The following is a 26,012-nucleotide window of genomic DNA, read 5'->3' on the forward strand; positions in this document are numbered from 1 at the left end:
GTGCGGGCGGCCCGGGACCGGGCGGTAGCACTTCCCCATGCGGTCCTGGTGCCGGATGCGGTTCCGAGCCGGGTCACTTGGCCGCGGGGGCGCCGAAGCCGTACTTGGCCAGCACCGCCTGCCCGGCGTCGGACAGGACCAGGTCGACGAATGCCTGGGCGGTATCTGGGACCGCGGTATCCCGCGTGAGCGCTATCGGGTAGTGGTTGACGACGTCGTTGTCGGGAAGGGCGATGACCTCGACGGCGTTGCCCGCATCGGCGGCGTCGGTGGTGTAGACGATGCCGGCGTCGGCCTCCCCTGAGGCGACCTTGCCGCGCACGTCGGTGACCTTCTGCTCCTCGGAAACCGGGTCCAGCGTCACGCCTAGCCGGGTGGCGAGCGTTCGGGTGGCCTCCCCGCAGGGCACTTCCGGTGCGCAGATGACCAGGTCGGCCCCGTCCAGGGTACCGTCGTCAATGCCGGTGACGCCGGCGGGGTTGCCAGCCGGGACAATGAGCGTAAGCACGTTGGTGGTGAACTCCGACTGGTCCGCGACCAGGGACTGGGCGGCGGCGTCGTCCATGGTGGAGTTGTTGGCGGTGGCGAGCACGTCGGCTGCCGCGCCCTCGGACAGGGCGGATACCAGGTCTTGCGAGCCCTGGAAGTCGAAGACTACGGAGACGCCTGGGTTGGCCCGCTGGAAGTTATCGGCTATCTCCTCGAAGGCGTCCTGGAGCGAGGCTGCGGCGAAGACCACGACCTGGTCGTTAGCGCCCGCGTTGGTTGCGGTGGCGTTGGGGGACTCCGTGCTGGAGGACGGCGAGCCGATGGCGCCGCAGGCCGTGAGCGACAGGGCTGCGGTAAGCACGGCGGTGGCCAGGGCGGTGCGGCGTGTGGCTGAGGCCGAGGCTCTGCGACGTGACAGGTGCATGTGGGCGTCTCCTTCGAATCGTGGTGCGAGGCCTGGGCCCCACCGGCGAGGCTACCGGCAACCGCTGCGTCCCACCTTCACCGAGACCGGCACTTGTTACATGCCGAGACCGGTAGATATAACCGCCGAGGTCGGTAGACGTAACGTCTACCGACCTCGGCGTAGGAGACAGACACAGACGACTAGGCACCCTGGGAGGGGGTGAGGTCGTCGGCGCCCTGGTTACCGGTGCCCTGCGTGCGCACCGGCTGCCAGCCGCGGCGCGGCCGCACGGTTGCGGTGGCGCCCGGGCGGGAGCGGTAGACCACGTATGGCCGGGTCACGTAGCCCAGCGGCGCGGAGACCACGTGGACGAGCCGGGTGAAGGGCCAGACGGCGAACAGCAGCAGGCCCGCCACAATGTGCAGCTTGAACACCATGGGCACGTCCGCCATCAGCTCCGGGGCCGGGTGCAGGGCGAAGACCGACCGGAACCAGGGGCTGATCGTCTCCCGGTAGTCGTAGCCGCCGTCGGCGCCGCCCAGCAACTGCGTGGACAGCGTCGCCCACGCGCCCAGGCACACGGGCACCGCCAGCAGCACGTACATGAAGATGTCGTTCCGCGTGGTCGCCAGGCGCACCGACTTGACCACGATGCGCCGGTAGAGCAGTCCCGCCAGCCCCACCAGGGTCATCAGCCCGGTAATCGAGCCGGGGATCCCGGCCATGAGGTGGTAGACGTGCTCGGGGATACCGGCCGCCTCGGTCCAGCTCTTGGGTATCACCAGGCCCATGAAGTGGCCCAGCGCTACCAGCAGGATCCCGAAGTGGAACAGGGGAGACGCCCAGCGCAGGATGGCCGACTCCTGCCACTGGGAGGAGCGGCTGGTCCACCCGAACTGGTCGGTGCGGTATCGCCATATCAGCCCCGCCACCAGCAGGATGAAGGACACATAGGGCAGAGCGGTCCACAGGACCGCGGACTCGAAGGTGCTCATGACTGCTCCTGTGTGGTGAATGCAGACGGGAAGCCGACGGGCGTCGTCGGCGGCATGGTCGGGAAGGGCAGCGTGTCGGTGACACCCACCGTCTCGGTGGGTGGGCCGGCGGCGACCAGGGCACGCACCCGCTGCGCGGTGGCCTCATCCACCGGCTCCAGGGTGGCGACGACGGCGTCGAGCAGGCGGGCGTAGGGGGAGGCTGCGTCGGCCAGGGCCCGGCGCAGCACCTCCAGGCCGTCCCGGTGCGAGGACAGCAGCACGTCGGCTATCTCATCCCCGCTGCGGGCGCTCAGCTCCAGCACCACCGGCAGGTAGTCGGGCAGTTCGTCGCGTTCGAGCTCGTAGCCCGCAGCGGCCAGGGCCTGCTTGAACGCCAGTAGCGCGGCGCCCCGGTAGCGGGTGTCGCCGACGGCGTAATAGCTCAGGTACAGGCAGCAGCGCCGGCGCCTGTCGAATACCTCCACATAGTGCTCGGCCAAGGCGCGGGTGCCCCGGCTGCGCGCCTGCGCCACGAACGCCTCCAGTGGCGCGCGGACCGCCTCCGGCAGCCCAGGGGCGTCGGTCACGGCTGCGGCGACGGCGTCGAGCCGCTCGGTGAAAATGCCCTCAGCCGGGTAGTCGAGCAGCAGGGAGACGCTCATATGGACGATCGCCCGCGTGGCGGCGTCGACCCTCACCGCGGCCACCGGCGGCGCCACGTCTTCACCGGTCTTCATCGCCATGTCAGCTGCCCTCGGCTCGGCCGGCCTGGCCCACCCCGACGCCGGGGCCGGCGGACGGAACCGGGGAACGGCGCACGGTCGGCAGCGGCAGGCTCACCGGGCCGCCGACGCCCTGGGATGTGGCGGCGGAGCCGCAGGCGGCGGGGGCGCCCTCACCCAGCAGCGTGCGCACATCCTCACCCATGGCGGTCATGCCGCGCGGCACCTCCGGGCTGGCGGTGGGGATGACGTAGCGGTCGTCGTACTTGGCGATGGCCAGCAGCCGGTACATGGCCTCCAGCTCCTGTCCGCTCATGCCGACGGCGGCGGCGATGGCTGGGTCGGCCTCACGTCCCAGGCGCACCTGCCGCATGTGGGAGCGCATGGCGGCGAGTCGGCGCAGCACCAGCTCCACCGCGTTGGTGTCCCCGGCGGTGAACAGGCCCGCCAGGTACTCCAGGGGGATGCGCATCTCGGACACGGCGGTCAGCAGTACCCGGTGGTCCTCCCCGTCCAGGCCGGCGGCGGCGACCTCGTCCACTACCGGCGACAGCGGCGGTATGTACCAGACCATTGGCATGGTGCGGTACTCCGGGTGCAGCGGCAGTGCCACCCGGTAGGTGGAGATCAGGTCCCACACGGGGGAGTTCTGGGCGGCCTGCACCCAGGAGGCGGGCACGCCCGCATCCCGGGCCGCCCGCACCACCTCCGGATCGTGGGGGTCCAGCAGGATCTCCCGCTGTGCCGGGTACAGGTCCCGCGGGTCGGCGACGGCGGCCGCCTGGGAGACCCGGTCGGCGTCGTACAGGAGCACCCCCAGATACCGCAGCCGCCCCACGCAGGTCTCGGAGCAGACGGTGGGCTGGCCGGCCTCCAGGCGCGGGTAGCACAGGGTGCACTTCTCGGCCTTGCCGGTGGCGTGGTTGAAGTAGACCTTCTTGTACGGGCAGGCGGACACGCACATGCGCCAGCCGCGGCAGGCGTCCTGGTCCACCAGCACGATGCCGTCCTCGCTGCGCTTGTACATGGCCCCGGAGGGGCAGGCGGACACGCAGGTCGGGTTCAGGCAGTGCTCGCAGATGCGCGGCAGGTAGAACATGAAGGTCTGGTCGATTTCGGTGGCGACCTTCCGGCTCATGCCCGCCACGATCGGGTCCTCGGGCAGCGTCTGGGTGGAGCCGCCCAGGTCGTCGTCCCAGTTGGGGCCCCACTGGATCGTGGGCAGGTACTCGCCGGTCAGCTGGCTCTTGGCGCGCGCCACCGGAATGTTGGGGGAGTCCTTCGGGGCGGACAGCAGCCGGTCGTACTCGTAGGTCCACGGCTCGTAGTAGTCCTGAACGCCCGGCATGTCCGGGTTGGCGAAGATCTGCGCGAGCCGGCGCAGGCGCCCGCCGGAGCGGGGCCGCAGCCGACCGGCGGCGGTGCGCTCCCAGCCGCCGCGCCAGCGCTCCTGGTCCTCCCAGCCCTTGGGGTAGCCGACGCCGGGGCGCGTCTCGACGTTGTTGAACCACATGTACTCGGTGCCCTCGCGGTTGGTCCACGCCTGCTTGCAGGTGACCGAGCACGTGTGGCAGCCGATGCACTTGTCCAGGTTCATCACCATGGCGATCTGGGCCATCACCTTCATCAGAAGGTCACCTCCTGGTTGGTGCGACGACGAATGAGGGTGACCTCGTCGCGGTTGTTGCCGGTGGGGCCGATGTAGTTGAAGGCGTAGGAGAGCTGGGCGTAGCCGCCCGCGAAGTGGCTGGGCTTGAGCACGATGCGGGTCAGCGAGTTGTGGGTGCCGCCGCGGCGCCCCGAGGTCTCGGTCAGCGGCGTGTTCATGGTGCGCTCCTGGGCGTGGTGCATGAACACTGTGCCCTCGGGGATGCGGTGGGAGACGACCGCGCGGGCGGCCACGATCCCGTTGCGGTTGTAGGCCTCGACCCACTCGTTGTCCCGCACACCGATCTTCTCCGCGTCCGCCGGGCTCATCCAGATGGTCTGCCCGCCCCGGCCCAGGGTGAGCATGTGCAGGTTGTCGTAGTACTGGGAGTGAATCGCCCACTTGTTGTGGATCGTCAGGTAGCGCACGGCCACCTGCACTGCGCCGTCGGGGGTGGTGCCCACCTGCCCGGGTGCGGCCTCCCCGTAAAGGGCGGCGAAGTCCAGTGGCGGGCGGAAGGTCGGCAGCGACTCACCCATGTCCCGCATCCAGTCGTGGTCCAGGTAGTAGTGCATGCGGCCGGTGAGCGTGTGCCAGGGCTTGGCGTGCTCCACATTGACCACGAAGGCCGAGTAGCGCCTGCCCCGTGCTCCGAGCCGGACCACTCCGGGGTGGTGATCACGGGCTGCGGCTTGACCTGGGTGTCGGCGAAGGTGACCTGCTTGCCGGCCTCCTCCTCGCTCAGCTCCACCAGGGGAGTGCCGGTGCGCCGGGACAGGGTCTGCCAGCCCTGGGTGGCCAGGTGCCCGTTGGTGGCGCCGGACATGTGCATGACGGCGTCGCCGGCCCGGATGGGGGTATTGATCAGTGGGCGGCCCGCCGCCGCGCCGACGCCGGTGCCATGGGCACGCCGCAGTCGCTCCATCTCCCGCTCCGGGTGCAGCATGATGCCCTTGATGGGGATGCCGGGGGACTCCACGAGGGGGCCGACGGCGTCGAACTTGTTGCGGATCTGGGTGTAGTCCCGCTCGATCGGCACCAGCTTGGGCATGGTCACGCCCGGCACCCACGCCTGCGGCAGGGCGGAGGTGTCCCCGTGCGGCATGGTCATGGCGTCGGGGGTGTCGTGGGTCAGCGGGGCGGCGACGACGTCGGTCTGGGTGCCCAGGTACTTGGGCGCCCAGGCGCTGACCAGCTCGGCCAGCTGCTGGTAGATGTCGAAGTCGCTGCGTGCCTCCCACGGCGGGTCGATCGCCAGGTTGAAGGAGTGGATGAAGGGGTGCATGTCCGTGGTGGACAGGTCGTACTTCTCATACCAGGTGGCCGCCGGCAGTACGACGTCGGAGTGCAGCGTCGTGGAGGTGTTGCGGAAGTCCGCCGTCCACATCAGGTCCAACTTGCCCTGGGGCGCCTCCTCCCGCCAGGTCATGGACACCGGGCGGCGTCCGGCGGGGGTCTCGACGGCGTTCACGTCGCCACCGGAGCCGACCATGTGGCGCAGGAAGAACTCGGTGCCCTTGGCGGAGGAGCCGAGCAGGTTGGTGCGCCAGGAGGCCAGGATGCGGGGGAAGTTCTCCGGGGCGTCCGGGTCCTCGCAGGCGAAGCGCAGCTCGCCCCGGGTCAGCTGGTCGACGACGTAGTCCTTGGGGTCCATGCCCGCGGCGGCGGCCTGCTGCCCAGCAGCAGCGGGTTGCGGTCGAAGGTCGGATAGGAGGGCGTCCAGCCGCGCCGCATCGCCTCCACCAGGGTGTCCGAGGCGGTCTTGCCCGCCAGGGTGCCGGCGCCCAGCGGAGAGGCCAGCCGGTCCGCCGGGGTATCGTCGTAGCGCCACTGGTCGGTGGTCAGGTACCAGAAGCCGGTGGAGATCATCTGCCGCGCGGGCCGGTGCCAGTCCAGGGCGAAGGCGAACTGCGACCAGCCGGCGATGGGGCGGACCTTCTCCTGGCCGACGTAGTGGGCCCAGCCGCCGCCGTTGACGCCCTGGGTGGCGCACATGGAGGTCAGCGCCAGCAGGGTCCGGTAGATCTGGTCGGCGTGGTAGTAGTGGTTGATGCCGGCCCCCATGACGATCTGGGAGCGGCCGCCGGACTCGATGGCGTTGACGGCGAAGTCCCGCGCCACCCGGATGGTGGCCGGGCCCGGCACGCCGGTCAGCTCGGCGGCCCAGGCGGGCGTGCCCGGGACGGTGGCGTCGTGGTAGTCGGCCGGCCACTGGCCGGGCAGGCCGGGACGGGCCACCGCGTAGTCGGCCAGCAGCAGGTCGTAGACGGTGGTGACCAGCCGCCCGTCGGGCAGGCGGGTGGCGGGTACGCCCCGCCGGGCTACGCCGCCGCCGACGCTGCCGGTGGGGGTCTGCGAGCCGGGCAGGTCGAAGCGGGGCAGCAGGATCTCCGTCGGCTCGACGACGACGCTGCTTGCCGGGGCGGGCGAGCCCGCGGCGTCGGCGGCCTGGGAGGATGGGCCCGCCGCGCCGTCGTCGGCGAGGTCGGCGATGGACATGATCGGGTCCACGCCCTCCATGAGCAGGTTCCACTTGCCCTCGCCCTCGGGGGTGAAGCGGTCGGCCAGCGTGCCGCCGGGGTCGGCGGGGCCGCGCTCGCGGTCCCACACTAGCGGCCGGAACTCGCCGCGGGGCAGGTCGTCGGCCACCCCGGCCACGCCGTCGGCGGTGACGAAGCGGCCCGGAACCGTCCCGGAGCCGTCGGGGGCGGGCACCAGCTCCACCAGGAACGGGGCGTCGGTGTGACGGCGCATGTACTCCAGGAAGAAGGGCTCGCGCCGCCCGACGTGGAACTCGGACAGGATCACGTGCCCCATGGCCATGCCCAGCGCCCCGTCGGTGCCGGGGGCCACCCGCAGCCACTGGTCGGCGAACTTGGTGTTGTCGGCGTAGTCGGGGGAGACGGCCACCACCTTCTGCCCGTGGTAGCGGGCCTCAGTCATGAAGTGCGCGTCCGGGGTGCGGGTCAGCGGCAGGTTCGACCCCCACATGATCAGGTACTGGGCGTTGTACCAGTCGCCCGCCTCCGGGACGTCGGTCTGGTCTCCGAACACCTGCGGGGAGGCCGGCGGCAGGTCCGCGTACCAGTCGTAGAAGGACAGCATGGTGCCGCCGATCAGCTCGTGGAAGCGGGCGCCGGCCCCGTAGGAGATCATCGACATGGCCGGGATGACGGAGAACCCGGCGCACCGGTCCGGCCCCCAGGTGCGGATGGTGTGCACGTAGGCGGCGGCGATGAGCTCCATCGCCTCGTCCCAGCCGACCCGCACCATTCCGCCCCGCCCGCGCGCCGACTTGTAGGCGCGGGAGGTCTCCGGATCTCCAGTGACCTCCGCCCAGGCGGCCACGGCATCGCCGTCGTGGCGCTGCCGGGCGGCGCGGAAGGCGTCCAGCAGGACGCTGCGCACATACGGGTAGCGGATGCGCGTGGGGGAGTAGGTGTACCAGGAGAAGGCGGCACCGCGCGGGCAGCCGCGGGGCTCGTACTCGGGCATGTCCGGCCCGGTGGTGGGGTAGTCGGTGATCTGCTTCTCCCAGGTGATCACGCCGTCGGTGACGTACACCTCCCAGGCGCACGAGCCGGTGCAGTTCACCCCGTGGGTGGAGTGGACCATCTTGTCGTGGCTCCACCGGTGCCGGTAGAAGGAGTCGGCGTCGCGCCCGCCTTCGAGGAACAGCCGGCGGGCGTCTGCGGATGGTTCTCCCCGGCGCAGGTAGGAGCCCAGGGCGAACAGTCCCGGGGCGTTCTCAACCCTGGCGTCGGGTCCGGGGACGATCGGGGCGGTGGGTGTACTCATCGCGGGTCCTTGGCGGGGTGGCTGGAGGTATGGGCGGAACTTGAAGCGGTGTGATGAGTCGGCCGGGCCGCCGATCCGGTGCGGCCGCGGCGGTGACACGGCGTCGTCGTCGGGAGTGTCAGCCGGGCCGCTTGGCGGAGGGTCGGGCGTAGCGGATCCAGCAGATGACGGCGCACACCACGCAGAAGACGGCGCAGCCGTAGAAGAATGTGGAGGTGGACATCAGAGTCAGGGCGATGCCGACCAGGAACGGCCCGAGTGCGGCCACGGCGGCGGTGAAGCCGATCGCCCCGCCCGCCTGGCGCTTGGGCATGATCATGGGCATCTGCTTGAAGGTGGAGGCGTTGCCCACCCCGGCGAAGAAGAACATGGCCAGCAGGCCGATCATGAATACGGGGAAGTCGCCGGCGTCGTCGGCGGTGGCGACCTGCCAGCCGCAGAAGGTCATGGTGACGGCCATGCCGACGGCGGAAACGAAGGTCCAGATGGCGCCGCCGAAGCGGTCGCACAGGGGACCCCAGGCGAAGCGCAGGAAGGATCCCAGCAGTGTGCCGATGAAGGCGTAGGAGGCGCCCTTGGGCAGCTCGGCGGCGGCCAGTGTCTGGGCCAGCGGGGAGGAGGCGCCGTAGTTGTTGTTGATGATGTTGGCGGTCTGCGCGGCGAAGCCGGAGAAGATGCCGAAGGTCATGATGTACAGGACCGTCATCAGCCAGGTGTCGATGTTGCCGAAGATGTCCAGTTGCTGGCTGATATTGGCCTTGACCGGCACGTCCTTGATGTAGGCGAAGGCCAGGGCGGCGGCGATCAGGGACCACGGCAGGAAGAAGACGGTGGCGTTGAAGACCCGCGGGGCGCCGTCGGCGTAGGGGGCCACCCAGGTGAGCCCGAGCAGGCTCGTGCTCATCAGGAACGGGGCGGCCAGCTGGATGACGCTCATGCCCATGTTGCCCAGTCCGCCCTGCAGGCCCAGCGCCGTGCCGGACAGGCGCTTGGGGAAGAAGAAGCCGGTGGAGGGCATGTAGCCGGAGAACGTGGCGGCACCGATGCCGCAGGTGAAGGACAGCGCCAGCAGGGTGGCGAAGGAGGTGGCGGGGTTCTGCACGGCGAAGAACCAGCCGAGCATCGGTAGGACGTACAGCAGGGAGGACCAGCCGATCATCTTGCGCGAGCCGATGGTCGCGGGGAGGAACATGTAGATCAGGCGCAGCCCCGCGCAGGACAGGCCCGGCATGGAGGTGATCCAGTAGATCTGGTTCGTGGTCAGCTCGAAGCCGATCTCGTTCAGGCGCGGGGCGACGGCGCTGGGCAGGAACCACACCGTGAAGCCGAGCATGAGGGAGAAGGTGGTGATGGCCAGGGTGCGCCAGGCGATGGACGCCGACCAGCCGTCCGGCTCCTCCGGGTTCCAACCGGTCAGGACGCGGCCGGAGGTATCGAGCTGACTCATGGTGCTGTAACTCCTGTGGGTAGGGGGTGAGTAACCGTGAGCTGTTCCGGGTGAACCGGTTTGCGCGTGGGCGGGGCGTCCCTGCCTGCGCGGTCAGGACATGATCGCCTGAACTGGGCGTTCCTCATTCGTCGGGGTCGTGGCTGGCTTGATTTCGCGGTTCTCCGACCTCATGTTTTTTCCGGAGAGGACCGTAATAAGCAAGTCTGATGTGAGCTAATAGGCATCCGGTGCGAGGCGGGTGTGGGAGTATCCGTGCTGGTCGAAGGGGTTTTGGCCGGGTTCTCGGGCTACCGTGTCCGGCATGAGTCAGCAGACAGCGCCCACTTCCTCCGGCATGCCCACGGCGTCGGCCTCAGCCGCCCCCGCAGATGCTCCCGTGCCTCAAAAGGGGCTGCATCCGCTGCCCGCACCTGTCAAGGGCGCCGTGATTACCGTCTCCGACCGTTGCGTGAGCGGTGAGCGGGAGGATGTCTCCGGTCCCCTGGCCGCGCGGCTGCTGCGAAAGCACGACGTCTTGGTCGACGCCGTGAAGGTGGTGCCCGACGGGGTGGAACCGGTGCGCGCCGCCATTGAGGAGGCCATTGCTGCCGGTGCGCGCGTGGTGCTGACTGCCGGCGGCACCGGCGTCACCCCGCGTGACCTGACCCCGGAGGCCACCGCCCCACTGCTGGCGGTGCGCTTGGAGGGCGTCGAGGCGCAGGTCCGCGCCTATGGGTTGACCCAGACTCCACTGTCAAGTCTCTCCCGCGGGCTCGTGGGGGTCACCGGTCGCGACGCCGACGGCGTGCTGGTGGTCAACGCGCCCGGCTCGCGCGGAGGAGTCAAGGACACCATCGCCGTGGTGGGGCCCCTGGTTCCGCACGTCCTGGAGCAGCTCGGCGGCGGCGACCACTGACCGCCCCACCCCTCCTGTCCCTGCCCCGCCCCGCCCCGCCGAGACCGGCACCAGTAACACACCGAGACCGGCACCTGTGACGTGCCGAGACCGGCACTTGTGACGTGCCGAGAGCGGCACTAATGACCTGTGCGTTTGAGGTGCGCGATCCGGGCGGCCGACTGCACATGGCGGGAGAACTGCATGGGCTGCCTGACAATCATTCCGCGGCGCGCGTGCGCTCGCGTTTGGTTCGAAGCCCACTGACCGGGCGGCTCTCGCATGCGGTGCGGGGCAGCAGGGCGCGGAGCCTTTCTAGCGCTCGATCGGTATCGCGCACCTCGTCTGGCGAGAAATGCGCGATTTCGAACCCCTGATCGATGAAGGCGTCATCGCGTGCGGCTTGGCGGGCGCGGACGGCGTCCGGATCGTGACGTAGCTTTATCAGCCCATCCACTTCCGCCGCTCTCCGCAGGCTCTGCCAGCCGAGATCTGCGAAGAAGGTGGTTGTCTCGGTGTGCAGCGGCATCTGTGGAGTCGGTGCTGTGAGTCCATTCGCCAGGCAGATTCTGCGCAGCTCTGTCTCATAGGGCGATTGGCTCCAGGGAGTGGCGGCTTCAATGACGGCCCTGGCCCTCCGCACCCCGCGTTCGCCGCGGCGACGACTCAACCGATCCATGATTCGCGTTCGCAGCATACTCGCTTCCCGGTTGATCTCGGCGGCGCGATCCCAGGGACGGTTGATGGTGCGGTACCCCGGCTGTTTCGTGTCAGTAGGGGGAGTTAGAGCTCCGGTGGCGATCGCCATCAAGGAGTCGACGGCCACCAGGGCAGCATCCGGTTGGAGGTACCGGGCGCAGTCCTCGATGGTTCGTTCGAGTCCGGTCACACGTATTCCATCGATAGTGATGACGTCGGTGTCAGGAATCTGGAAATGGTGACGATGGAGCGCGCGGCTGGCGAGAGCGCGTCGACGGTCGAGCGGGCTCAGATCGCGGCTGGGTGGACGCGTAGGGTCGCGGCGTGTCGGCGGACGACGTAGTCCGTGGACATGAAAGGGAACTGCGAGGTGCAACGCGTCCGGGGCGTGCCAGGTATTTCCTCCGTGCATCAGTACGGCGCTTTCCAGAACTACCACACCGCTGAGTTCGTCAGTGCGCACCGTTTCCAGCATCACGGCGTGCATCGCGGTCTGTCGTTCCCAGGCTGCGGCGTCGGGAGGGAGATGGATGTACGCGTCGCGTCGAATCTGGGTGAGCTGCCCGGAGCGGACTTCGCTCTCCAGTAGGTTTCGCCCGACAATGGAGCGACGAATGAGTGTGGTAGGGATCACGGGGGACTCGTTGGTGGGGGTGGCGCCATTGCTCATGACGGAAGCGTGCACTAGATGTGCCTATTAACGCCATCTATCTCCGCGCGCCCTGTGGATAGGTATTTTTGAGGATGTCTTGAAACGTGTCTGTGGGCGGCGGTGCGGCTTCCTCGGCACGTTACTGGTGCCGGTTTCGGCACGTTACTGGTGCCGGTTTCGGCACGTTACTGGTGCCGGTTTCGGTGTGTTACGAGTGCCGGTCTCGGCGGGGAGGGGAGGAGGAGTAGGTGCGGATGTCCTCCCAGGTGTCCAGGTCGCGCGCGGCGCGGGCGAGGGCCTCTCCCCGTGCGGACAGGTCTACCCGAACCAGATCCATCCCGCCCAGCACCTGCCGCACCGCGACATCGCGCAGCGCCGCGCCCCCGGGTGCCACACGCCCCACCAGCGCGGCGGTCCGGTACACGCCCAGTAGGTACTGGACATGATCACCGTCGACCGCGCAGGCGCCGTCGGCTCCGGCACGTCCCTCCAGCGCCTCCCGCAGCAGCGGCAGGGCCCGCCAGGAATCCGGAGCATCACAGGTGACGACGGCGCTAAAGTGCTCGTCGACGACGGCGCCCGTCGGCCCGGACGGATCGCTTGCCGCTGCCTGCTCGACGGCGGCGAGCCGCGCCAGCCCGGCCGCGATTCCCGCCACCGGCCCGCCCAGCGGCGGCTCCTCCAGGGCCCGCAGAACTCCGGTCGGCACCGCCACCGCCGGCGGCGCCACCACAACCACTTGACCTGACGGCAGTTGCTCGCGCACGCGTTCAACCCCGCCCAGCACATGGTCGAGCAGGCGGGCACCGCGAACCATCACGTCCGGTTTCAACGCCCCTCCCAGGCGTCGCCCTGTCCCGCCGGCGAGCACGACAACATCCAGCCGTCCCCTCTCCGTCACCTGTTCTCCTGCCCGGCGTCCTCCGAACGCACCCAGTCGCCGGAGCGGCCCCCGGACTTTGACAGCACCTTCGCCTCGCGCAGCGCCACGGTCCGGTCCACGCCCTTGACCATGTCCACCAGCGCGAGTCCAGCGACCGTGGCCGCGGTCAGCGCCTCCATCTCCACACCCGTGCGGTCGGCGGTGCGCACCAGCGTCTGGATGCGCACGCCATCCTCCTCAATGCGCAGGTCCACAGCGCAGGCGTGCACCCCGATCACATGCGCCAGCGGCAGTAGTTCCGGAACCCGCTTGGCGGCTGCGATCCCGGCGATGCGCGCCACCGCCAGCGCGTCGCCCTTGGGGACGGCGTCTTCGCGCAGAGCCGTGATGATCGCGGGGGAGCAAGCCACGAAGGCGGTCGCGGTGGCCGTGCGGACGGTGGGCTGCTTGGCGGATACGTCGACCATGCGGGCGGCCCCGGAGTCGTCCAGGTGCGTCAGGCGGATGGGCTGGCCGTCCGCCGCTCCGCCGGGCGCGGCACCCGCAGCGGGCTCGGGAGGCGCGGTAGGGGCCGCGGCGTCGTCGGCGGTGGTGGACGTCTGCGCCCGGACAGGGGCGGGCTTGCGGCGGAACAGGTGCATGGGTCTCCTCGGCACGGTTGGAATCAGGCGGTTTTGTGCAGGGGCACGCGGTTACTGGGCCGGGTGCGGCAGCGGCCCGGCGGGCGCCGACAGCGCGAGCAGGCGCAACTGGTCACCGACGTCTACGCCATCGGCATCGGCCTCCACAACCGCCAACGCCTGTGCGGCGGGCAGCGAGGCGACCAGGTGGGACCCCGATCCCAGCCGGTGCGACGGCGCCACCCAGACGTCGCCGTTCTCCACGCCCGCGGGCCGCTGCTGCGGCGGCGCAACGAAGCGCACCGGCACATGCTGGCGGCGCCCCCGCGGGCTGTGCCAGCCGACGGCGGCACGGGCTGTCGCCATCGGCGCGCCGCCGTCCCGGGAGACGTTCAACTCGTGCCCGGCCAGGCGCGCCAGGGCGGGGGCGACGATCGTCGTGAAGGACACCAGTACGCTCACCGGGTTCCCGGGCAAACCGATCACCGGCACCCGGCGCCCATCCTGCGCGCGCACGGTGCCGTAGCCCTGCGGCTTGCCCGGCTGCATCGCCACCTTGACCGTAGCCAGTTCGACGTGGTCCCCGGCGGGGCCGTCTGCCTGCCCGCGGGCCGCGGCCAGGGCGGTGAATGGGTCGAAGGCCCCCACCGAAACGCCCCCGGAGGTGACCAGCAGATCGGCGTCGGCGGCCGCCGCGCGCAGGGTAGCGGCCAGCGCCGCGGGAGTGTCGGCGGCACGGGAGACGGTGCCGAGCCGGGCACCGTGCTCGGCCACCAGCCCCGCCAGCAGCAGGCTGTTGGAGTCCGGGATGGTGCCGGCGGCCAGGTCACGCCCCGCATCAGCCAACTCCGCCCCGGTGACCACGACGCCGACGCGCGGCCGCGGCACCACGCGCACCGTCGACCGGCCCACGGAGGCGGCGGCCGACACCGCGGTCGCCTTGAGCACGGTGCCCGCCCGCAGCACCTGGTCGCCCACGCCCACGTCCTCACCGGCACGTCGCACGTTATCCCCCGGGACGACGGCGGCGCGCACCTCTACGCGGGCCGGCAGCGGACCCGCGCCCGGCGCCTGGTCGGTGTCCTCCACCCTGACCACCGCGTCTGCGCCCTCGGGCAGCATGGCGCCGGTCATGATCCGCTGGGCCGTCCTAGCGGTCAGCGGCCCGGGCACCGTCCCCGCCGGCACGTCGCCCGCCACCGGCAGGGCAACGGGGGCGGTCGCGGCCCCGGCGACGTCCGCGGCGCGCACGACGTAGCCGTCCATGGCCGAGTTCGTCCAGGGCGGCACCGGTACTGCGGCCCGCACGTCCTCGGCCAGGACCAGGCCGTGGGCCCGCCCCAGCGGTACCTCGACCGGGGTCGGCGGCGTCAGTGCGGCGAGCACCCGGGCGAGGTATTCATCGGGCGGCAGCATGGGTTCGGTCATGACAAGATCCTTGAGGCGTGAGCGTGCAGTTGTGGGTCCGGGCTATGGGGCGGGGTTGCCAGGTGCGGGCGCCGACGCGTCGGGCGGAGGCGATGCCCCGACCGGAACATCATGCCCTGTCTGCGCGGCGGGGCAGGACTGCGCCGACCCGTAGGGCCTGTAACCTCCACAGGAGCCGTTCTCGCCGCCGCAATGCCAGGGGAAATGCCAGGGGAGCGGCGGGCAGGGCCGGCGACGCGAGTGACAGCGAAGAGGAGAAGAAGGTGTCCCAGGAGATCCATACCAATCCGACCCCAGAGCGCTCTGCCGCCTCCGGCGCCGGGGCCGCGGCGAGGGTGTCGACGTCCCGTCCTGCCCGGGTCGCGGGCACTGGGATCACCTCTGACCCGCTCGACACCGCCCGGCTTGCAGCCGCAGTGGCGGATCCGGCCGCCGGAGCCGTGGCCACCTTTGACGGCAGGGTACGTAACCATGACGGCGGGCGTGGGGTGAGGGCTATCCGCTACTCGGCCCACCCCAGCGCGAACGAGGTGATTACGGCAATCGCCACTGAGATCGCCGACCGGGAGGGACTGCGCGCGCTCGCGGTCGCGCACCGCGTGGGCGAGCTTGCCGTGGGGGAGACCGCGCTCGCCGTGGCGGTCAGTGCCGATCACCGCGCTGCCGCCTTCGGAGCGGTGCACGACATCGTCGAGGAGGTCAAGGCCCGGCTGCCCGTCTGGAAGCAGCAGATCTTCTCCGACGGCTCTAGCGCTTGGTCCAATCTGCCCTGAGGGGTGGGGCCTGCCCTATGCGCCGACTGAGGAAGCGAGGTGGGCTAACCCCCGCCGGCGAGGCTGCAGTCAGCCACCCGCGAAGGGCGGCAGCACGTCGACCCGGTCACGGTCGTGTAGCTCGGACAGTGAGTCGGCCGGAGCGGAGAGGGAATTGACCAGGTAGCTGGACACGCCGATTACCTTGGCCATCTCCAGTCCGCGCCCGGCAAGTAGTTCTCGCAGGCCCGCCAGCGTTGTGCCTGGGGGCAGCTCCAGCCGTTCCTCGGTACGCCCCGCCGCCTGCGCGGCGGCGGCGAAGTAGTGCACCTCAATGGCAATGGTGCCGACAGTGCTCGCGGAGGCGTTGGACAAGCTCATCTCCTTGTTGTTGCTGCTTGCGGCGTTGGCCGGGTCAACCGCCGATCGCTGACATCGTACGGGCGGGCAGCGTGAATCCGCTGTCACCTGCCTGCGGATCATCGGAGCCGTGCGCGCGGGGCTTGGCCCACGTGGCGGCCGCCCAGATGCGTATCAGCTCCTCGTCGTCGGCCCCGGCGCGCATGGGGCCGCGCAAATCGGTCTCCGTGCTCGAGAACAGGCAGGAAAGCAGGCGGCCGTCGGCCGTCAGCCGGGTGCGGTCACAGTCGGTGCAGAAGGGCGCGGTCACCGAGGCGATCACTCCTACCTGCCCAGCCGGGTACTCCTGCCCGTCCGGACCGACCCCCGCGGCAACTTCCCAAAGCGCTGCCGGACGCCGGTCTGGACGGCCCAGGGGGGTGAGGGAGAAGCCGGCCCGCTTCAGCACGTCAAGCACGTGAGCCGCGTCAACAACGTCCTCGGCACGCCAGGAACCACGTGGACCCAGTGGCATGTGCTCGATGAACCGCAGCCTCCACCCGCGCCGCAGGCACTGCGCCAGCAACTGCGGGGCACGCTCGGCGAGATCCGCAGGCAGAGCCACCGCGTTGACCTTGATCGGGTCCAGTCCGGCCGCCTGCGCCCCGGCGACGCCGCGCAGCACGTCCTCCAGCCGGTCCCGGCGGGTCACCGCCGCGTACTGCTCCGGAGCGAGGGCATCGATGGAGACGTTGACCCTGTCCAGGCCAGCCGCCCGCAGGCCGGCGGCCCGCTTGTCCAGGCCCAGGCCGTTGGTGGTCAGGCCGATGTCCGGTTTGGTACCGGTGCGGCGCGTACGCAGGGTGGACACCGCCGCGACGATCTCCTCCAGATCCCGGCGCAGCAGCGGCTCCCCGCCGGTCAGCCGAATTCGCTCCACCCCCAGTCGCTCCACGGCCAGGCGGGCCAGGCGGGCGATCTCGGCCGCGCTGAGCAGCTGCGGGGAGGGCAGCCACTGCAGGCCGTGTGCCGGCATGCAGTAGGTACAGCGCAGATTGCAGCGGTCGGTCACCGAAATCCTCAGATCGCGCACGGTGCGCCCGAAACGGTCCACCAACTGTGTGGGGACGGCTTCGGGCGCGAGGGTGACGGGCGGCGCGCTCATGCGGGGGATGGTAGTCAGCCGACGCGTACGATCTCCACGCGGGCGAAGCCGTTCTCCGCCTCCAGCAGCGTGTGCTTGACGGCCATGGGCAGCTGGTCGATCTGCGCCAGCAGCGGTGTGGGCACATGTGGTGCGAGCAGGTCGAAGCCCTCACCCACTCCCAGGGAGGAGACCGCGCCGAGGACCGCCGGATGACGCAGCCGGTGGGGGATGGGGCGCACGTCCAGGCACATGCGCTCGGCCTCCACTGCCCCGCAGCCGCAGCTGCTGTGGGAGTGGGTCTCCTGGATCGGGATCAGCTTTGGGTCTTCGCTCACGGATACCTCCTGATTAGTTCTTCAATCGTGCTGGCAGACGCCTTTGCGCCTTAGGCCACGGTGTGCGCGCGGACTTCGGTCGCGCTCCCGGAACCGCGCGCGGCACGACCGATTGCCGGGAGCCCATACATTTTATTACGGTGTGCCACGTGGAAAACAAGGTGGCCTTAGCCGGTGGCACCGATAGCCGCCTAGGAGACGGGCGGCAGGCTCGCTCCGGACCGGGTGGGGCGTCCCGCCGAAACCGTCGGCGTAGTACCCAGATCCGGCGCAATGGCGTAGTGCTGGCCTGGTTCCTTGCTACGGCCGCACTCGCGGTAGGCGTCATCGGCGGGCCGCTGGCGGCATGGGGCACCTGGCTACCGCTGCATGCCTTGCTGCTCGGCGGCGTCGGCTCGGCCATCACCGTGTGGTCGGCCCACTTCGCCGACACCCTGCTGCACCGCCCCGCCCTCGGCGGCGCGGCCCTGCTGGACGCGCGCCTATACGCCCACAGCCTCGGCGCCATTGCGGTGCTGGTCGGCATCGCTGCCGGCCGTACCGCGGTGGCCCTGGCGGGCGTGAGCGTGGTGGTGGCCGCGGCCGCAGTCGGCGTGGTGGCGCTCGGTGTGCAGTACCGGCGTGCGCTCGCCCCCGCGATGGCGCCGTTGACCTTTCACTATCTCGCCGCCTTGACGGCCCTGGCCGCGGGCGCGGCGCTGGGGTACCTGGTCCACTGGGCGGACGGTCGCGGCGAGCTTCATCTGGCCGACGTCCTCTACCTCGCCCACACCACCACCATGCTGCTGGGCTTTGTGGGCATCACCGTGCTGGGCACGCTCACGGTACTGTGGCCGACCATGCTGCGCACCAGGATGGAGCCGACGGCGGCCCGCCTGGCCAGCCGGGGCCTGCCGGCGCTCGTGGTCGGCACCGCCACCACCGGCTGCGCGGGCCTGTGGCGCCCGGCGGCGGGCATTGGCGTGGCCGTGTACCTCGTCGGCGCCCTTACCGTGATCCTGCCGGCAACGGTGACGGCACGGCGTGTTAGGCCCACCTCCTTTGCCACCATGAGCGCGGCGGCCGCCGTCGGCTGGCTGCTGGCCTGTGCGGGCTTCATCGGCACCGGTGTCACCCTGGCCGCTGACGTAGCCGCCGCCCGCGATGTCATACACGACGCCCGCCTTGCCTTGGGCGGAGGACTCGCCCTGCAGATCGTGGCTGCCGCCCTGAGCTACCTGACCCCGGTCATGCTGGGCGGCGGACCGGCAGCCGCACGCGCAGCCAATGCGCTCATGGACCGTGGCGCCGCCTGGCGAGTGACGACGGCGAACCTGTGCCTCCTAGCGGCGGTCGCGGAGTCGCTGCCGTGGAGCGTGCGGCTAGCCGGAGGCGTGGCGGCGGGGCTCACGGTTGCCTACGTGCCGGTGGGGATCGTCCTGAGCGTGCGGCGGGCTGCTTACCGACGTACGGAAGGCGGCCGTGTGAGTGGCGCTGAATCACGCCCGACCAAGAATCCCGCCGTCGGACTGGACGGGAACCGGCGCAGCACGCAGGAGGACGCATGAGTAACGTTAGTGACGCTTACAGCCGGGAGGACCGCGCCGGGAACGCCGGGTCAAGAGCGGACCGGGCGGCCGTCACCGCCGGCACCGCCCCCGCTGTCGGCCGGGGCGGGCGCCTCCGGGCAGGCAGTGCGGACCCGGGCGCGACGCGCCTGGATCGCCGCGGGGCGCTTGTAGGCCTGCTGACGGTCGGCGGCACCGTGGCGGCAGGCGCAGCCGCTGCCGTCTGGCGGGAAGGCGGGGCGAGCCGGCGGCGCGATGACTCCGTTGCGGCCACCGGCCGGACCACGCGCGTGACCGTGGGTGTCGAGGGTATGCGCTTCGTGCCTGACACAGTGGAGGTTCCCGTAGGCGACCGGCTGGAGGTCACGCTGGACAACACCGGCGACCAGGTCCACGACTTGGTGCTCCGGCTCGCTGACGGCACCACCGCCTCCACCGGGCGGGTGGCTGCGGGGGAGCGCGGCAGCCTTGAGGCCGGCGTGGTCACAGGCCCGCTGGAGGGCTGGTGCTCCATCGCCGGGCACCGCGCCCAGGGCATGGTCCTGCAGGTCACTGCCTCGGGGCGGAGCACCTCGTCTCCGTCGGCTGCCTCCGCGGCTCGCGGGGCCGTCCCCGACTATGCCGCCACCCTGCCCGACGACGTGGCCGCCTTCGATGCCGCCCTGGCACCGGCCGAGCCGGTCACCGTCCACGAGCACACCTTCACCGTCACCGAGCAGAGCATGTACGTGGGCGGCGGTGTCACCCAGCGGCGCATGACGTACAACGGGCAGGTGCCCGGCCCGGTGCTGCGCGGAAAAGTCGGTGACACCTTCCGTATCACCCTGGTCAACGACGGCTCCATGAGCCACTCCATCGACTTCCACGCCGGCGTGGTCCCGCCGGATGAGGTGATGCGCTCCGTCGGCCCCGGTGAGTCCCTCGTCTACGAGTTCGAGGCGCAGCGCTCCGGAATCTGGTTGTACCACTGCTCCACCGCACCGATGAGTGTGCACCTGGCTTCCGGCATGTATGGCGCCGTCATCATTGACCCGCCCGGGCTCGCCGAGGTCGACCGCGAGTACCTGCTGATCCAGTCGGAGATCTACCTCGGCCCCGAGGGAGGCGAGACCGACGCGGACAAGGTGAGCACCAAGACCCCCGATCTGCTGGCCTTCAACGGCACCGCCTTCCAGTACCGCGACCGGCCGCTCGTGGCGGCTCCGGGGGAGCGGGTGCGCATTTGGGTGCTGGATGCAGGGCCTTCGCTGCCGACGGCGTTTCACGCCGTCGGGTTACAGTTCGACCAGGTCTTCAGCGAGGGGGCCTGGACACTCGGAGGACCCGAGGAGATCGGTGCCGCCTGGTCCGGTGGCGGGCAGGCACTGGGGCTTCAGCCCGCACAGGGCGGATTCGTCGAATGCGTTCCCCCCGCCCCGGGTACCTACACGCTCGTCAGCCACGCCTTCGCCGATATGGAGAAGGGCGCCATGGGGTATCTGAGGGTTACCGCTTGAGCGTGTGGTCTCCGGTGTGTCCGCAGGAGGGACCTCCGTGGGCTGCGAACGATACGTGGCAGCCGTCGGGGCGCAGCGGGGACAGCGTGAGGTGGGCGGCGGCACCCTTTGCCCGGGGCGCGGCCTCGGACTCGGCGCCTGCCCGGCAGCGGGCGTAGCGCTCGTTGAGGAAGCTCTCGTGCATGACGCACACCAGTGGGTGGGGCGGGCGCGAGGAGGTCACCAGGGGGCAGGCCTTGAGCACTAGCTGCTCGCCGTCGAAGTCGGGGGCGAAGCCCATAAGTGACAGGTGCTGCGCCAGGGCCGTCAGCTGCGTCTCGGGGCGCCCCGCCTGCGGGACTGGGCTCGCCGGATCGGCGGGAGTCAGCTGTGCCCAGCGGCGGCCGATTGCCTTGGCGCGTTCCCGCGCCTGCTCGCCGTCCCCGAGTTGGTCGATAACGGCGTCCAGCAGGGCCAGGTAGGACCCGGCCACTCGCGCCGGGTCTGGGCCGGCGGGAGCGTACTGCAGGGCGGGGCGTCCGCGACGCCCGGTGGGGTTGGTGGATGCGTTCACGAGGCCCGCCTCCACCAGGGCGTCCAGGTGCTCGCGAACCGTGTTGTGGTGCAGATTCAGGGTGCGGGCCACATGCGCTGCGGTCAGCGGGTGCGAGGCGTGCTCAATCTCCTCGAGTACCCGACGACGCGCTTGGGACAGCTCGGCCCGCACTGACAGATCTGCCCAGGCGGGACGGGGAAGGGGCGCCGCTGGGACCGAGGGGACGGACATATGCATAGGCTAACGTCTGTTCGGGCCGCCGCGTGGGCAAACGACTTGCCGAACGTGGCGCGTATCCCGTCCTGTCCGGGTTTCAGCGTCGGCGTGGCGTCGTCGGGTCCTCGGCCTCCAGGGCGGGGGCGAGCAGGCGCCGGAAGGAGTCGACCCGGGCCCGGCGCCGCCCGCGCTCCGCGGGCTCCAGCGCGGAGTCGGCGGACCAGTCGTCCAGGGCGCACTCGATCACGCCGGTCTCGTGCGTGCAACCGCGCGGGCACTCCTCTGCGACCTCGGTCAGGTCCGGGAAGCCACGCAGCACGTCCGCGCTGGATACGTGCGCCACCCCGAAGGAGCGCACCCCGGGGGTGTCGATCACCCAGCCGCCGCCGGGTAGCTCCAACGCCTGCAGGTTGGTGGAGGTGTGGCGGCCGCGACCGGTGACCACGTTCACCTCCCCGGTGACCCGCTCCGCCCCGGGCACGAGCGCGTTGATGAGCGTGGACTTGCCCACGCCGGAATGACCGACGAACACCGAGGTGCGGCCGGTGATCAGTGCACGGACCGCCTCGACGCCCTCACCGGCGCGGGAGGCCTCGGCCCGGCTGGAGGGATCCAGGCGCGTGGCCACCGAGCGCACCCCCAGCGGCTCGTACAGCCCCAGCAGCGCATCGGCGTCAGCCAGGTCCGCCTTGGTCAGAATCAGCAGTGGTTCCATGCCCGCGTCATAGGCGGCCACCAGATACCGGTCGATCATGCGCGGGCGCGGCTCCGGGTCCGCCAGGGCGGTGACGATCACCAGCAGGTCGGCGTTGGCCACCACCGGCTTCTCCGTGCCGGCCGCGTCCCCGTCCTCCGCGCTGCGGCGCAGCAGAGTGCGGCGCTCCTCGACGCGCACCATGCGGGCGAGGGTGTCCTTGCGGCCGGAGGTGTCCCCGACGACGGCGACCCGGTCCCCGACCACGACCTTCCCGCGTCCCAGCTCGCGGGCCTTCATCGCCGTGATGTCGCCGCTGCCGTCGGCGGTGAGAGCGGGGTCCTCCAGGCGGATGCGGTAGTGACCGCGGTCGATGCGGGTGACCATGCCGGGCACGGCGTCGGCGTGGGCAGGGCGCTGCTTGGTGCGCGGGCGTGAGCGCCTGCCGGGGCGCACCCGTACGCGCGGATCGTCGGTGCCGATGTCGCGGCGGGCCATCAGCGCGCCTCCTCGGCGGCATCCGTCACATCCGCCGGTTTGGGCACGTTATTTATGCCGGTCTCGGCATGTAACAAGTGCCGGTCTCGGTGAGTGGGGGAGTGCCCGTCCAGCAGGCGGGCCCACAGGCCGGGGAAGTCGGGCAGGGTCTTGGCGGTGCAGGCGATGTCGTCCACCTCCACGCCGCTCACCCCCAGGCCGATGACGGCCGCGAAGGTCGCCATCCGGTGGTCGGCGTAGGCGCGCAGCCGGGCCGGGTGTAGGCGCTGCCCGGCGGGCAGGGAGGCGACCTCCAAGCCGTCAGCGGTCTGGCGGGCCCTCCCGCCGACCCGGTTGATCTCAGCCTCCAGCGCCGCCAGGCGGTCCGTCTCGTGCCCGCGCAGGTGGCCGATGCCGTGCAGGCGCGAGGCGTGCCCCTGCGCCGAGGCCAGGGCCGCCAGCGCGGCCACCGTGGGGGTCAGCTCTCCGACGGCGGACAGGTCGGCGTCGATCCCGCCGAGCTCACCGGTGCCGATGGCAGTCAGTGTGAGTGAGCCGTCCGCCTCACGGACCTCCTCGACGGCGCCGCCCAGGGCGGGCAGCAGCCACCGCCAGGCGTCCCCTGCCTGGGTGGTGCGCTCCGGCCAGTGGCGTACGCCGACGCGCCCGCCGGCCACCAGCGCCGCCGCCAGGAATGGGCCGGCGTTCGACAGGTCCGGCTCAATTGAGACCGCGCCACCCCGCGGCGCGCTCGGGTGCACCGTCCAGGTGCGAGCGCCCACGGGCGCGTCGGCGTCCGGCTCGTCCACGGCGATGCCGCGTCCGCGCAGGAACTCCACGGTCATGGCCACATGCGGCAGGGACGGCACCGGCCCGGTGGGGGTGACGGCCAGCCCGCCGGGCAGCAGGCACCCGGCCAGCAGCAGCGCGGACAGGAACTGGGAGGAACCGGAGGCGTCCACGCTCACCCGGTGCGGGGCCTCGGGGCGGGCCGGATCGGCGGGGCGCCGCAGGCGACCGTCACCCGGACCCACCCGTGCTGGCAGGAATCCGGGCTCACCCAGATAGGCGACCTGCGCGCCAAAATCCTCCAGGGCGTCCAGGAGCGGGGCCAGCGGGCGCCGGCGGGCGGCGGCGTCGCCGTCGAAGACCACGGGCGCGTCGGCCAGCGCGGCCAGCGGTGGGATGAAGCGCATCACCGTCCCGGCCAGGCCGCAGTCGATGCGGGTTACGCTGTCGGCACCGGCACGGGCCGGGAACGGGCGCGGCGCGGGCGTAACTCGCAGGGCCCCGTCGGCCAAGGCACCGGGCTCATCAGGAAGTTCCTCGAAGCGGGCCCCCAGCGCCGTCAGGGCAGTACGCATGAGCTCGGTATCGCGCGAGCGCAGGGTGCCGCGCAACGTCGTCGGGCCATCCGCCACTGCCGCCGCCACCAGCGCCCGGGCCGTAAGCGACTTCGAGCCCGGCAGGTCCACGACGGCGTCCAGCGGGCCGGCGGCGGTAGGCGCAGCCCAGGGGCGGGACGCGGGCGGAGGAACGGCAGCCACCTCGGTCACAGCGCGTCGACGATGGCGTTCAGGGCCGCGCTCGGGCGCATGGCGGCATCGGCCAGGGCCGGATCGGGCAGGTAGTAGCCGCCCAGCTCGACCGGGTGCCCCTGCACCGCCACCAGCTCGGCCTGCACCTGCTCGTTAACCGCACCCAGCTGCTCGGCCACGGGCGCAAAACGGGTCGCCAGTTCGGCGTCGGCCGTCTGCGCCGCCAGCTCGCGCGCCCAGTACAGGGCCAGCCAGGCGTGGGAGCCGCGGTTGTCGATGCCGCCCAGGCGGCGGGCGGGGGAGCGCTCCTCCTGCAGCAGCGTGGTGGTGGCCTCGTCCAGGGCATCGGCCAGCACCGTGGCGCGCGCGTTCCCACTCACCTGCGCCACGTGCCGCAGCGCCTCCGCCAGCGCCAGGAACTCACCCAGGGAGTCCCAGCGCAGGTAGTCCTCTTCCAGCAGCTGGCGCACGTGCTTGGGTGCGGAGCCGCCGGCGCCTGTCTCATACAGGCCGCCGCCGTTCATCAGCGGCACCACCGACAGCATCTTGGCGCTCGTACCCACCTCCAGGATGGGGAACAGGTCGGTGTTGTAGTCGCGCAGCACGTTCCCGGTCACCGAGATCGTGTCCTCACCGCGGCGCGCCCGCTCCAGGGACAGGCGGGTGGCTGCCACCGGGTCCAGGATGCGGATATCCAGGCCGGCGGTGTCCTCGTCGGCCAGGTAGCGCTCCACCAGGGAGGCGATGGTGCGGTCGTGGGCACGCTCGGGGTCCAGCCAGAAGACGGCCGGCGCCCCGGTGGCGCGCGCCCGCACCACGGCCAGGTGCACCCAGTCGCGTATGGCCGCGTCCTGAGCCTGGCAGGCGCGCCAGATGTCCCCGGCCTCGACGGCGTGGGTCAGCAGCACGGTGCCCGCCGGGTTGCCCGTTCCGGCGGTGACGACCACCTCGACGGTGCCGTCGGCGGGGATCAGGAAGGTCTTGTCGTGGCTGCCGTACTCCTCGGCCTTGCGGGCCATCAGCCCCACGTTCGGCACCGAGCCCATGGTGCGCGGGTCCAGGGCGCCGTTGGCCTTGCAGTCCTCGATGACGGCCTGGTACACGCCCGCGTAGGAGGAGTCGGGGATGACGGCCAGGGTGTCGTCCATGGAGCCGTCGGCGTCCCACAACTTGCCGCCGGCCCGGATCATGGCGGGCATGGAGGCGTCGATGATCACGTCGGAGGGCACGTGCAGGTTGGTGATGCCGCGAGTGGAGTCCACCATGTTCAGCCGCGGGCCGGAGGCTAGTTCCGCCTGCAGGCTCGCCCGGATCTGCTCGCCCTCGGGCAGGTCGTCCAGCCCCGCCAGGATCGAGGCCAGCCCGTCTTCGGCGCGCAGTCCGGCGGCGGCCAGCGCCTCGCCGTAGGTGCTGAAGGTCTGGGGGAAGAAGGCGCGCACCGCGTGCCCGAAGATCAGCGGGTCGGAGACCTTCATCATGGTGGCCTTCAGGTGCACCGACAGCAGCACGTCGTCGGCCTTCGCCGCTGCGTTCGCCCCCGCCAGGAACTCGTCCAGCGCCCGCGCCGACATGAAGGTGGCGTCCAAGACCTCCCCGGCGGTCACCGGCAGTGCCTCACGCAGCACCACCGGCTGCCCGCCGTCGGCCGGAACCAGCCGAATCTGGACGGTGCCCGCCTCCGGAACCACCACGGAGCGCTCGTTGTGACGGAAGTCATCGGCGTCCATGGTGGCCACGCGCGTCTTGGAATCCGGGCTCCACGCGCCCATGGAGTGCGGGTGGGTGCGCGCGTAGGCCTTGACGGCCTGCGGGGCGCGGCGGTCGGAGTTGCCCTCGCGCAGCACCGGGTTGACGGCGCTGCCCTTGACGGCGTCATATGCCTCGCGCACCTGCCGCTCGGCGTCGGTGGCGGGCTCGTCGGGGTAGTCGGGCAGGTCGTAGCCCTTCTCGCGCAGCTCGGCGATGGCGGCCTTTAGCTGCGGCAGGGAGGCAGAGACGTTGGGAAGCTTGATGATGGTGGCGGTGGGGTCCTGCGTGAGAGCGCCGAGCCGGGCCAGGTCGTCGTCCACCAGCCCGAAGGCGGCCAGAATGCGGCCCGCCAGGGAGATGTCCGCGGTGCCCACACTCACGTCGGCCGCCCGGGTGAAGCCCTTGATGATCGGCAGCAGGGAACGGGTCGCCAACATGGGCGCCTCGTCGGTCAGCGTGTAGATGATGTCGGGCGTCCCGGCGGGGGCGCTGGAGGCGTTCTGGGCGGTCACCGGTTGTATTCCTTCATGTTCCTCGAGGG

Annotated in this window: 20 protein-coding genes and 1 pseudogene; 4 read left to right on the forward strand and 17 right to left on the reverse strand. The window is 71.1% G+C overall.

Features of this window, described 5'->3' with window-relative positions:
* Nucleotides 1-73 precede the first annotated feature (73 nt).
* The 6 genes and pseudogenes from modA to CWT12_RS04095 all read right to left on the reverse strand — a co-directional run bounded on the left by modA (nucleotide 74) and on the right by CWT12_RS04095 (nucleotide 9,487).
* Nucleotides 74-913, reverse strand: a complete 840-nt coding sequence (modA, locus tag CWT12_RS04070) for a molybdate ABC transporter substrate-binding protein (protein ID WP_161923808.1) — start codon at nucleotides 911-913, stop codon at nucleotides 74-76.
* 182 nt (nucleotides 914-1,095) lie between these two features.
* Complete coding sequence (narI, locus tag CWT12_RS04075) at nucleotides 1,096-1,890, reverse strand: respiratory nitrate reductase subunit gamma (protein ID WP_161923809.1); 795 nt, start codon at nucleotides 1,888-1,890, stop codon at nucleotides 1,096-1,098.
* Nucleotides 1,887-2,615: a nitrate reductase molybdenum cofactor assembly chaperone gene (gene narJ, locus CWT12_RS04080; RefSeq protein ID WP_161923810.1), complete on the reverse strand. Its 729-nt coding sequence runs from the start codon at nucleotides 2,613-2,615 to the stop codon at nucleotides 1,887-1,889. The genes narI and narJ overlap by 4 nt, the downstream gene beginning before the upstream one ends.
* A 1-nt stretch (nucleotide 2,616) precedes the next feature.
* Nucleotides 2,617-4,221, reverse strand: coding sequence for a nitrate reductase subunit beta (gene narH / locus CWT12_RS04085; protein ID WP_161923811.1), 1,605 nt, complete (start codon nucleotides 4,219-4,221; stop codon nucleotides 2,617-2,619).
* A pseudogene (locus tag CWT12_RS04090) lies at nucleotides 4,221-8,040 on the reverse strand (nitrate reductase subunit alpha). Before CWT12_RS04090 ends, narH begins: the two are co-directional and overlap by 1 nt.
* A gap of 118 nt (nucleotides 8,041-8,158) precedes the next feature.
* Nucleotides 8,159-9,487, reverse strand: coding sequence for an MFS transporter (locus CWT12_RS04095; RefSeq protein WP_161923812.1), 1,329 nt, complete (start codon nucleotides 9,485-9,487; stop codon nucleotides 8,159-8,161).
* Nucleotides 9,488-9,824: 337 nt separating this feature from the next.
* Between CWT12_RS04095 and CWT12_RS04100 the strand changes: the two genes are divergently transcribed.
* Nucleotides 9,825-10,385, forward strand: coding sequence for a MogA/MoaB family molybdenum cofactor biosynthesis protein (locus tag CWT12_RS04100; RefSeq protein WP_161925283.1), 561 nt, complete (start codon nucleotides 9,825-9,827; stop codon nucleotides 10,383-10,385).
* Nucleotides 10,386-10,584: 199 nt separating this feature from the next.
* On the opposite strand, the gene CWT12_RS04105 is transcribed toward CWT12_RS04100, so the two are convergent.
* The 4 genes from CWT12_RS04105 to CWT12_RS04120 form a co-directional block, all read right to left on the reverse strand.
* Nucleotides 10,585-11,733: a hypothetical protein gene (locus CWT12_RS04105; RefSeq protein ID WP_161923813.1), complete on the reverse strand. Its 1,149-nt coding sequence runs from the start codon at nucleotides 11,731-11,733 to the stop codon at nucleotides 10,585-10,587.
* 190 nt (nucleotides 11,734-11,923) lie between these two features.
* Nucleotides 11,924-12,616, reverse strand: coding sequence for a molybdenum cofactor guanylyltransferase (gene mobA / locus CWT12_RS04110; protein ID WP_237564303.1), 693 nt, complete (start codon nucleotides 12,614-12,616; stop codon nucleotides 11,924-11,926).
* Complete coding sequence (gene moaC / locus CWT12_RS04115; protein WP_237564369.1) at nucleotides 12,613-13,065, reverse strand: cyclic pyranopterin monophosphate synthase MoaC; 453 nt, start codon at nucleotides 13,063-13,065, stop codon at nucleotides 12,613-12,615. The genes mobA and moaC overlap by 4 nt, the downstream gene beginning before the upstream one ends.
* 225 nt (nucleotides 13,066-13,290) lie before the next feature.
* Nucleotides 13,291-14,646, reverse strand: coding sequence for a molybdopterin molybdotransferase MoeA (locus CWT12_RS04120; protein WP_161923815.1), 1,356 nt, complete (start codon nucleotides 14,644-14,646; stop codon nucleotides 13,291-13,293).
* A 335-nt stretch (nucleotides 14,647-14,981) separates the two neighbouring features.
* Here CWT12_RS04120 and CWT12_RS13815 point away from each other — a divergent pair, with 335 nt between their 5' ends.
* Nucleotides 14,982-15,419: a molybdenum cofactor biosynthesis protein MoaE gene (locus CWT12_RS13815; protein WP_442862552.1), complete on the forward strand. Its 438-nt coding sequence runs from the start codon at nucleotides 14,982-14,984 to the stop codon at nucleotides 15,417-15,419.
* A gap of 69 nt (nucleotides 15,420-15,488) precedes the next feature.
* Here CWT12_RS13815 and CWT12_RS04130 read toward each other — a convergent pair whose 3' ends face one another.
* The 3 genes from CWT12_RS04130 to CWT12_RS04140 are packed head-to-tail and all read right to left on the reverse strand — an operon-like array spanning nucleotide 15,489 to nucleotide 17,219.
* Nucleotides 15,489-15,779, reverse strand: coding sequence for a MoaD/ThiS family protein (locus tag CWT12_RS04130; RefSeq protein ID WP_161923817.1), 291 nt, complete (start codon nucleotides 15,777-15,779; stop codon nucleotides 15,489-15,491).
* 34 nt (nucleotides 15,780-15,813) lie between these two features.
* Nucleotides 15,814-16,902, reverse strand: a complete 1,089-nt coding sequence (moaA, locus tag CWT12_RS04135) for a GTP 3',8-cyclase MoaA (protein ID WP_161923818.1) — start codon at nucleotides 16,900-16,902, stop codon at nucleotides 15,814-15,816.
* A 14-nt stretch (nucleotides 16,903-16,916) separates the two neighbouring features.
* Nucleotides 16,917-17,219, reverse strand: a complete 303-nt coding sequence (locus CWT12_RS04140) for a DUF2249 domain-containing protein (RefSeq protein ID WP_161923819.1) — start codon at nucleotides 17,217-17,219, stop codon at nucleotides 16,917-16,919.
* A gap of 281 nt (nucleotides 17,220-17,500) precedes the next feature.
* Here CWT12_RS04140 and CWT12_RS04145 point away from each other — a divergent pair, with 281 nt between their 5' ends.
* Together CWT12_RS04145 and CWT12_RS04150 are read left to right on the forward strand one after the other, a co-directional pair.
* Nucleotides 17,501-18,766, forward strand: a complete 1,266-nt coding sequence (locus CWT12_RS04145; RefSeq protein WP_237564304.1) for a hypothetical protein — start codon at nucleotides 17,501-17,503, stop codon at nucleotides 18,764-18,766.
* Nucleotides 18,763-20,262 (forward strand): multicopper oxidase domain-containing protein, encoded by a 1,500-nt coding sequence (locus CWT12_RS04150; protein ID WP_161923820.1) that lies wholly within the window; start codon nucleotides 18,763-18,765, stop codon nucleotides 20,260-20,262. The genes CWT12_RS04145 and CWT12_RS04150 overlap by 4 nt, the downstream gene beginning before the upstream one ends.
* Here CWT12_RS04150 and CWT12_RS04155 read toward each other — a convergent pair.
* The 4 genes from CWT12_RS04155 to CWT12_RS04170 form a co-directional block, all read right to left on the reverse strand.
* Nucleotides 20,252-21,028, reverse strand: coding sequence for a helix-turn-helix transcriptional regulator (locus CWT12_RS04155; RefSeq protein WP_161923821.1), 777 nt, complete (start codon nucleotides 21,026-21,028; stop codon nucleotides 20,252-20,254). The genes CWT12_RS04150 and CWT12_RS04155 overlap by 11 nt on opposite strands.
* 82 nt (nucleotides 21,029-21,110) lie before the next feature.
* Complete coding sequence (gene rsgA, locus CWT12_RS04160) at nucleotides 21,111-22,205, reverse strand: ribosome small subunit-dependent GTPase A (RefSeq protein ID WP_161923822.1); 1,095 nt, start codon at nucleotides 22,203-22,205, stop codon at nucleotides 21,111-21,113.
* Nucleotides 22,205-23,740, reverse strand: a complete 1,536-nt coding sequence (gene aroA / locus CWT12_RS04165) for a 3-phosphoshikimate 1-carboxyvinyltransferase (protein WP_161923823.1) — start codon at nucleotides 23,738-23,740, stop codon at nucleotides 22,205-22,207. Before aroA ends, rsgA begins: the two co-directional genes overlap by 1 nt.
* Nucleotides 23,737-25,983 carry an NADP-dependent isocitrate dehydrogenase gene (locus tag CWT12_RS04170; RefSeq protein WP_272927766.1) on the reverse strand — a complete coding sequence of 749 codons (2,247 nt, stop codon included), beginning with the start codon at nucleotides 25,981-25,983 and terminating at the stop codon, nucleotides 23,737-23,739. The genes aroA and CWT12_RS04170 overlap by 4 nt, the downstream gene beginning before the upstream one ends.
* Between the last annotated feature and the right edge of the window lie 29 nt (nucleotides 25,984-26,012).

The organism is Actinomyces sp. 432, assembly GCF_009930875.1.
GTDB lineage: Bacteria > Actinomycetota > Actinomycetes > Actinomycetales > Actinomycetaceae > Actinomyces.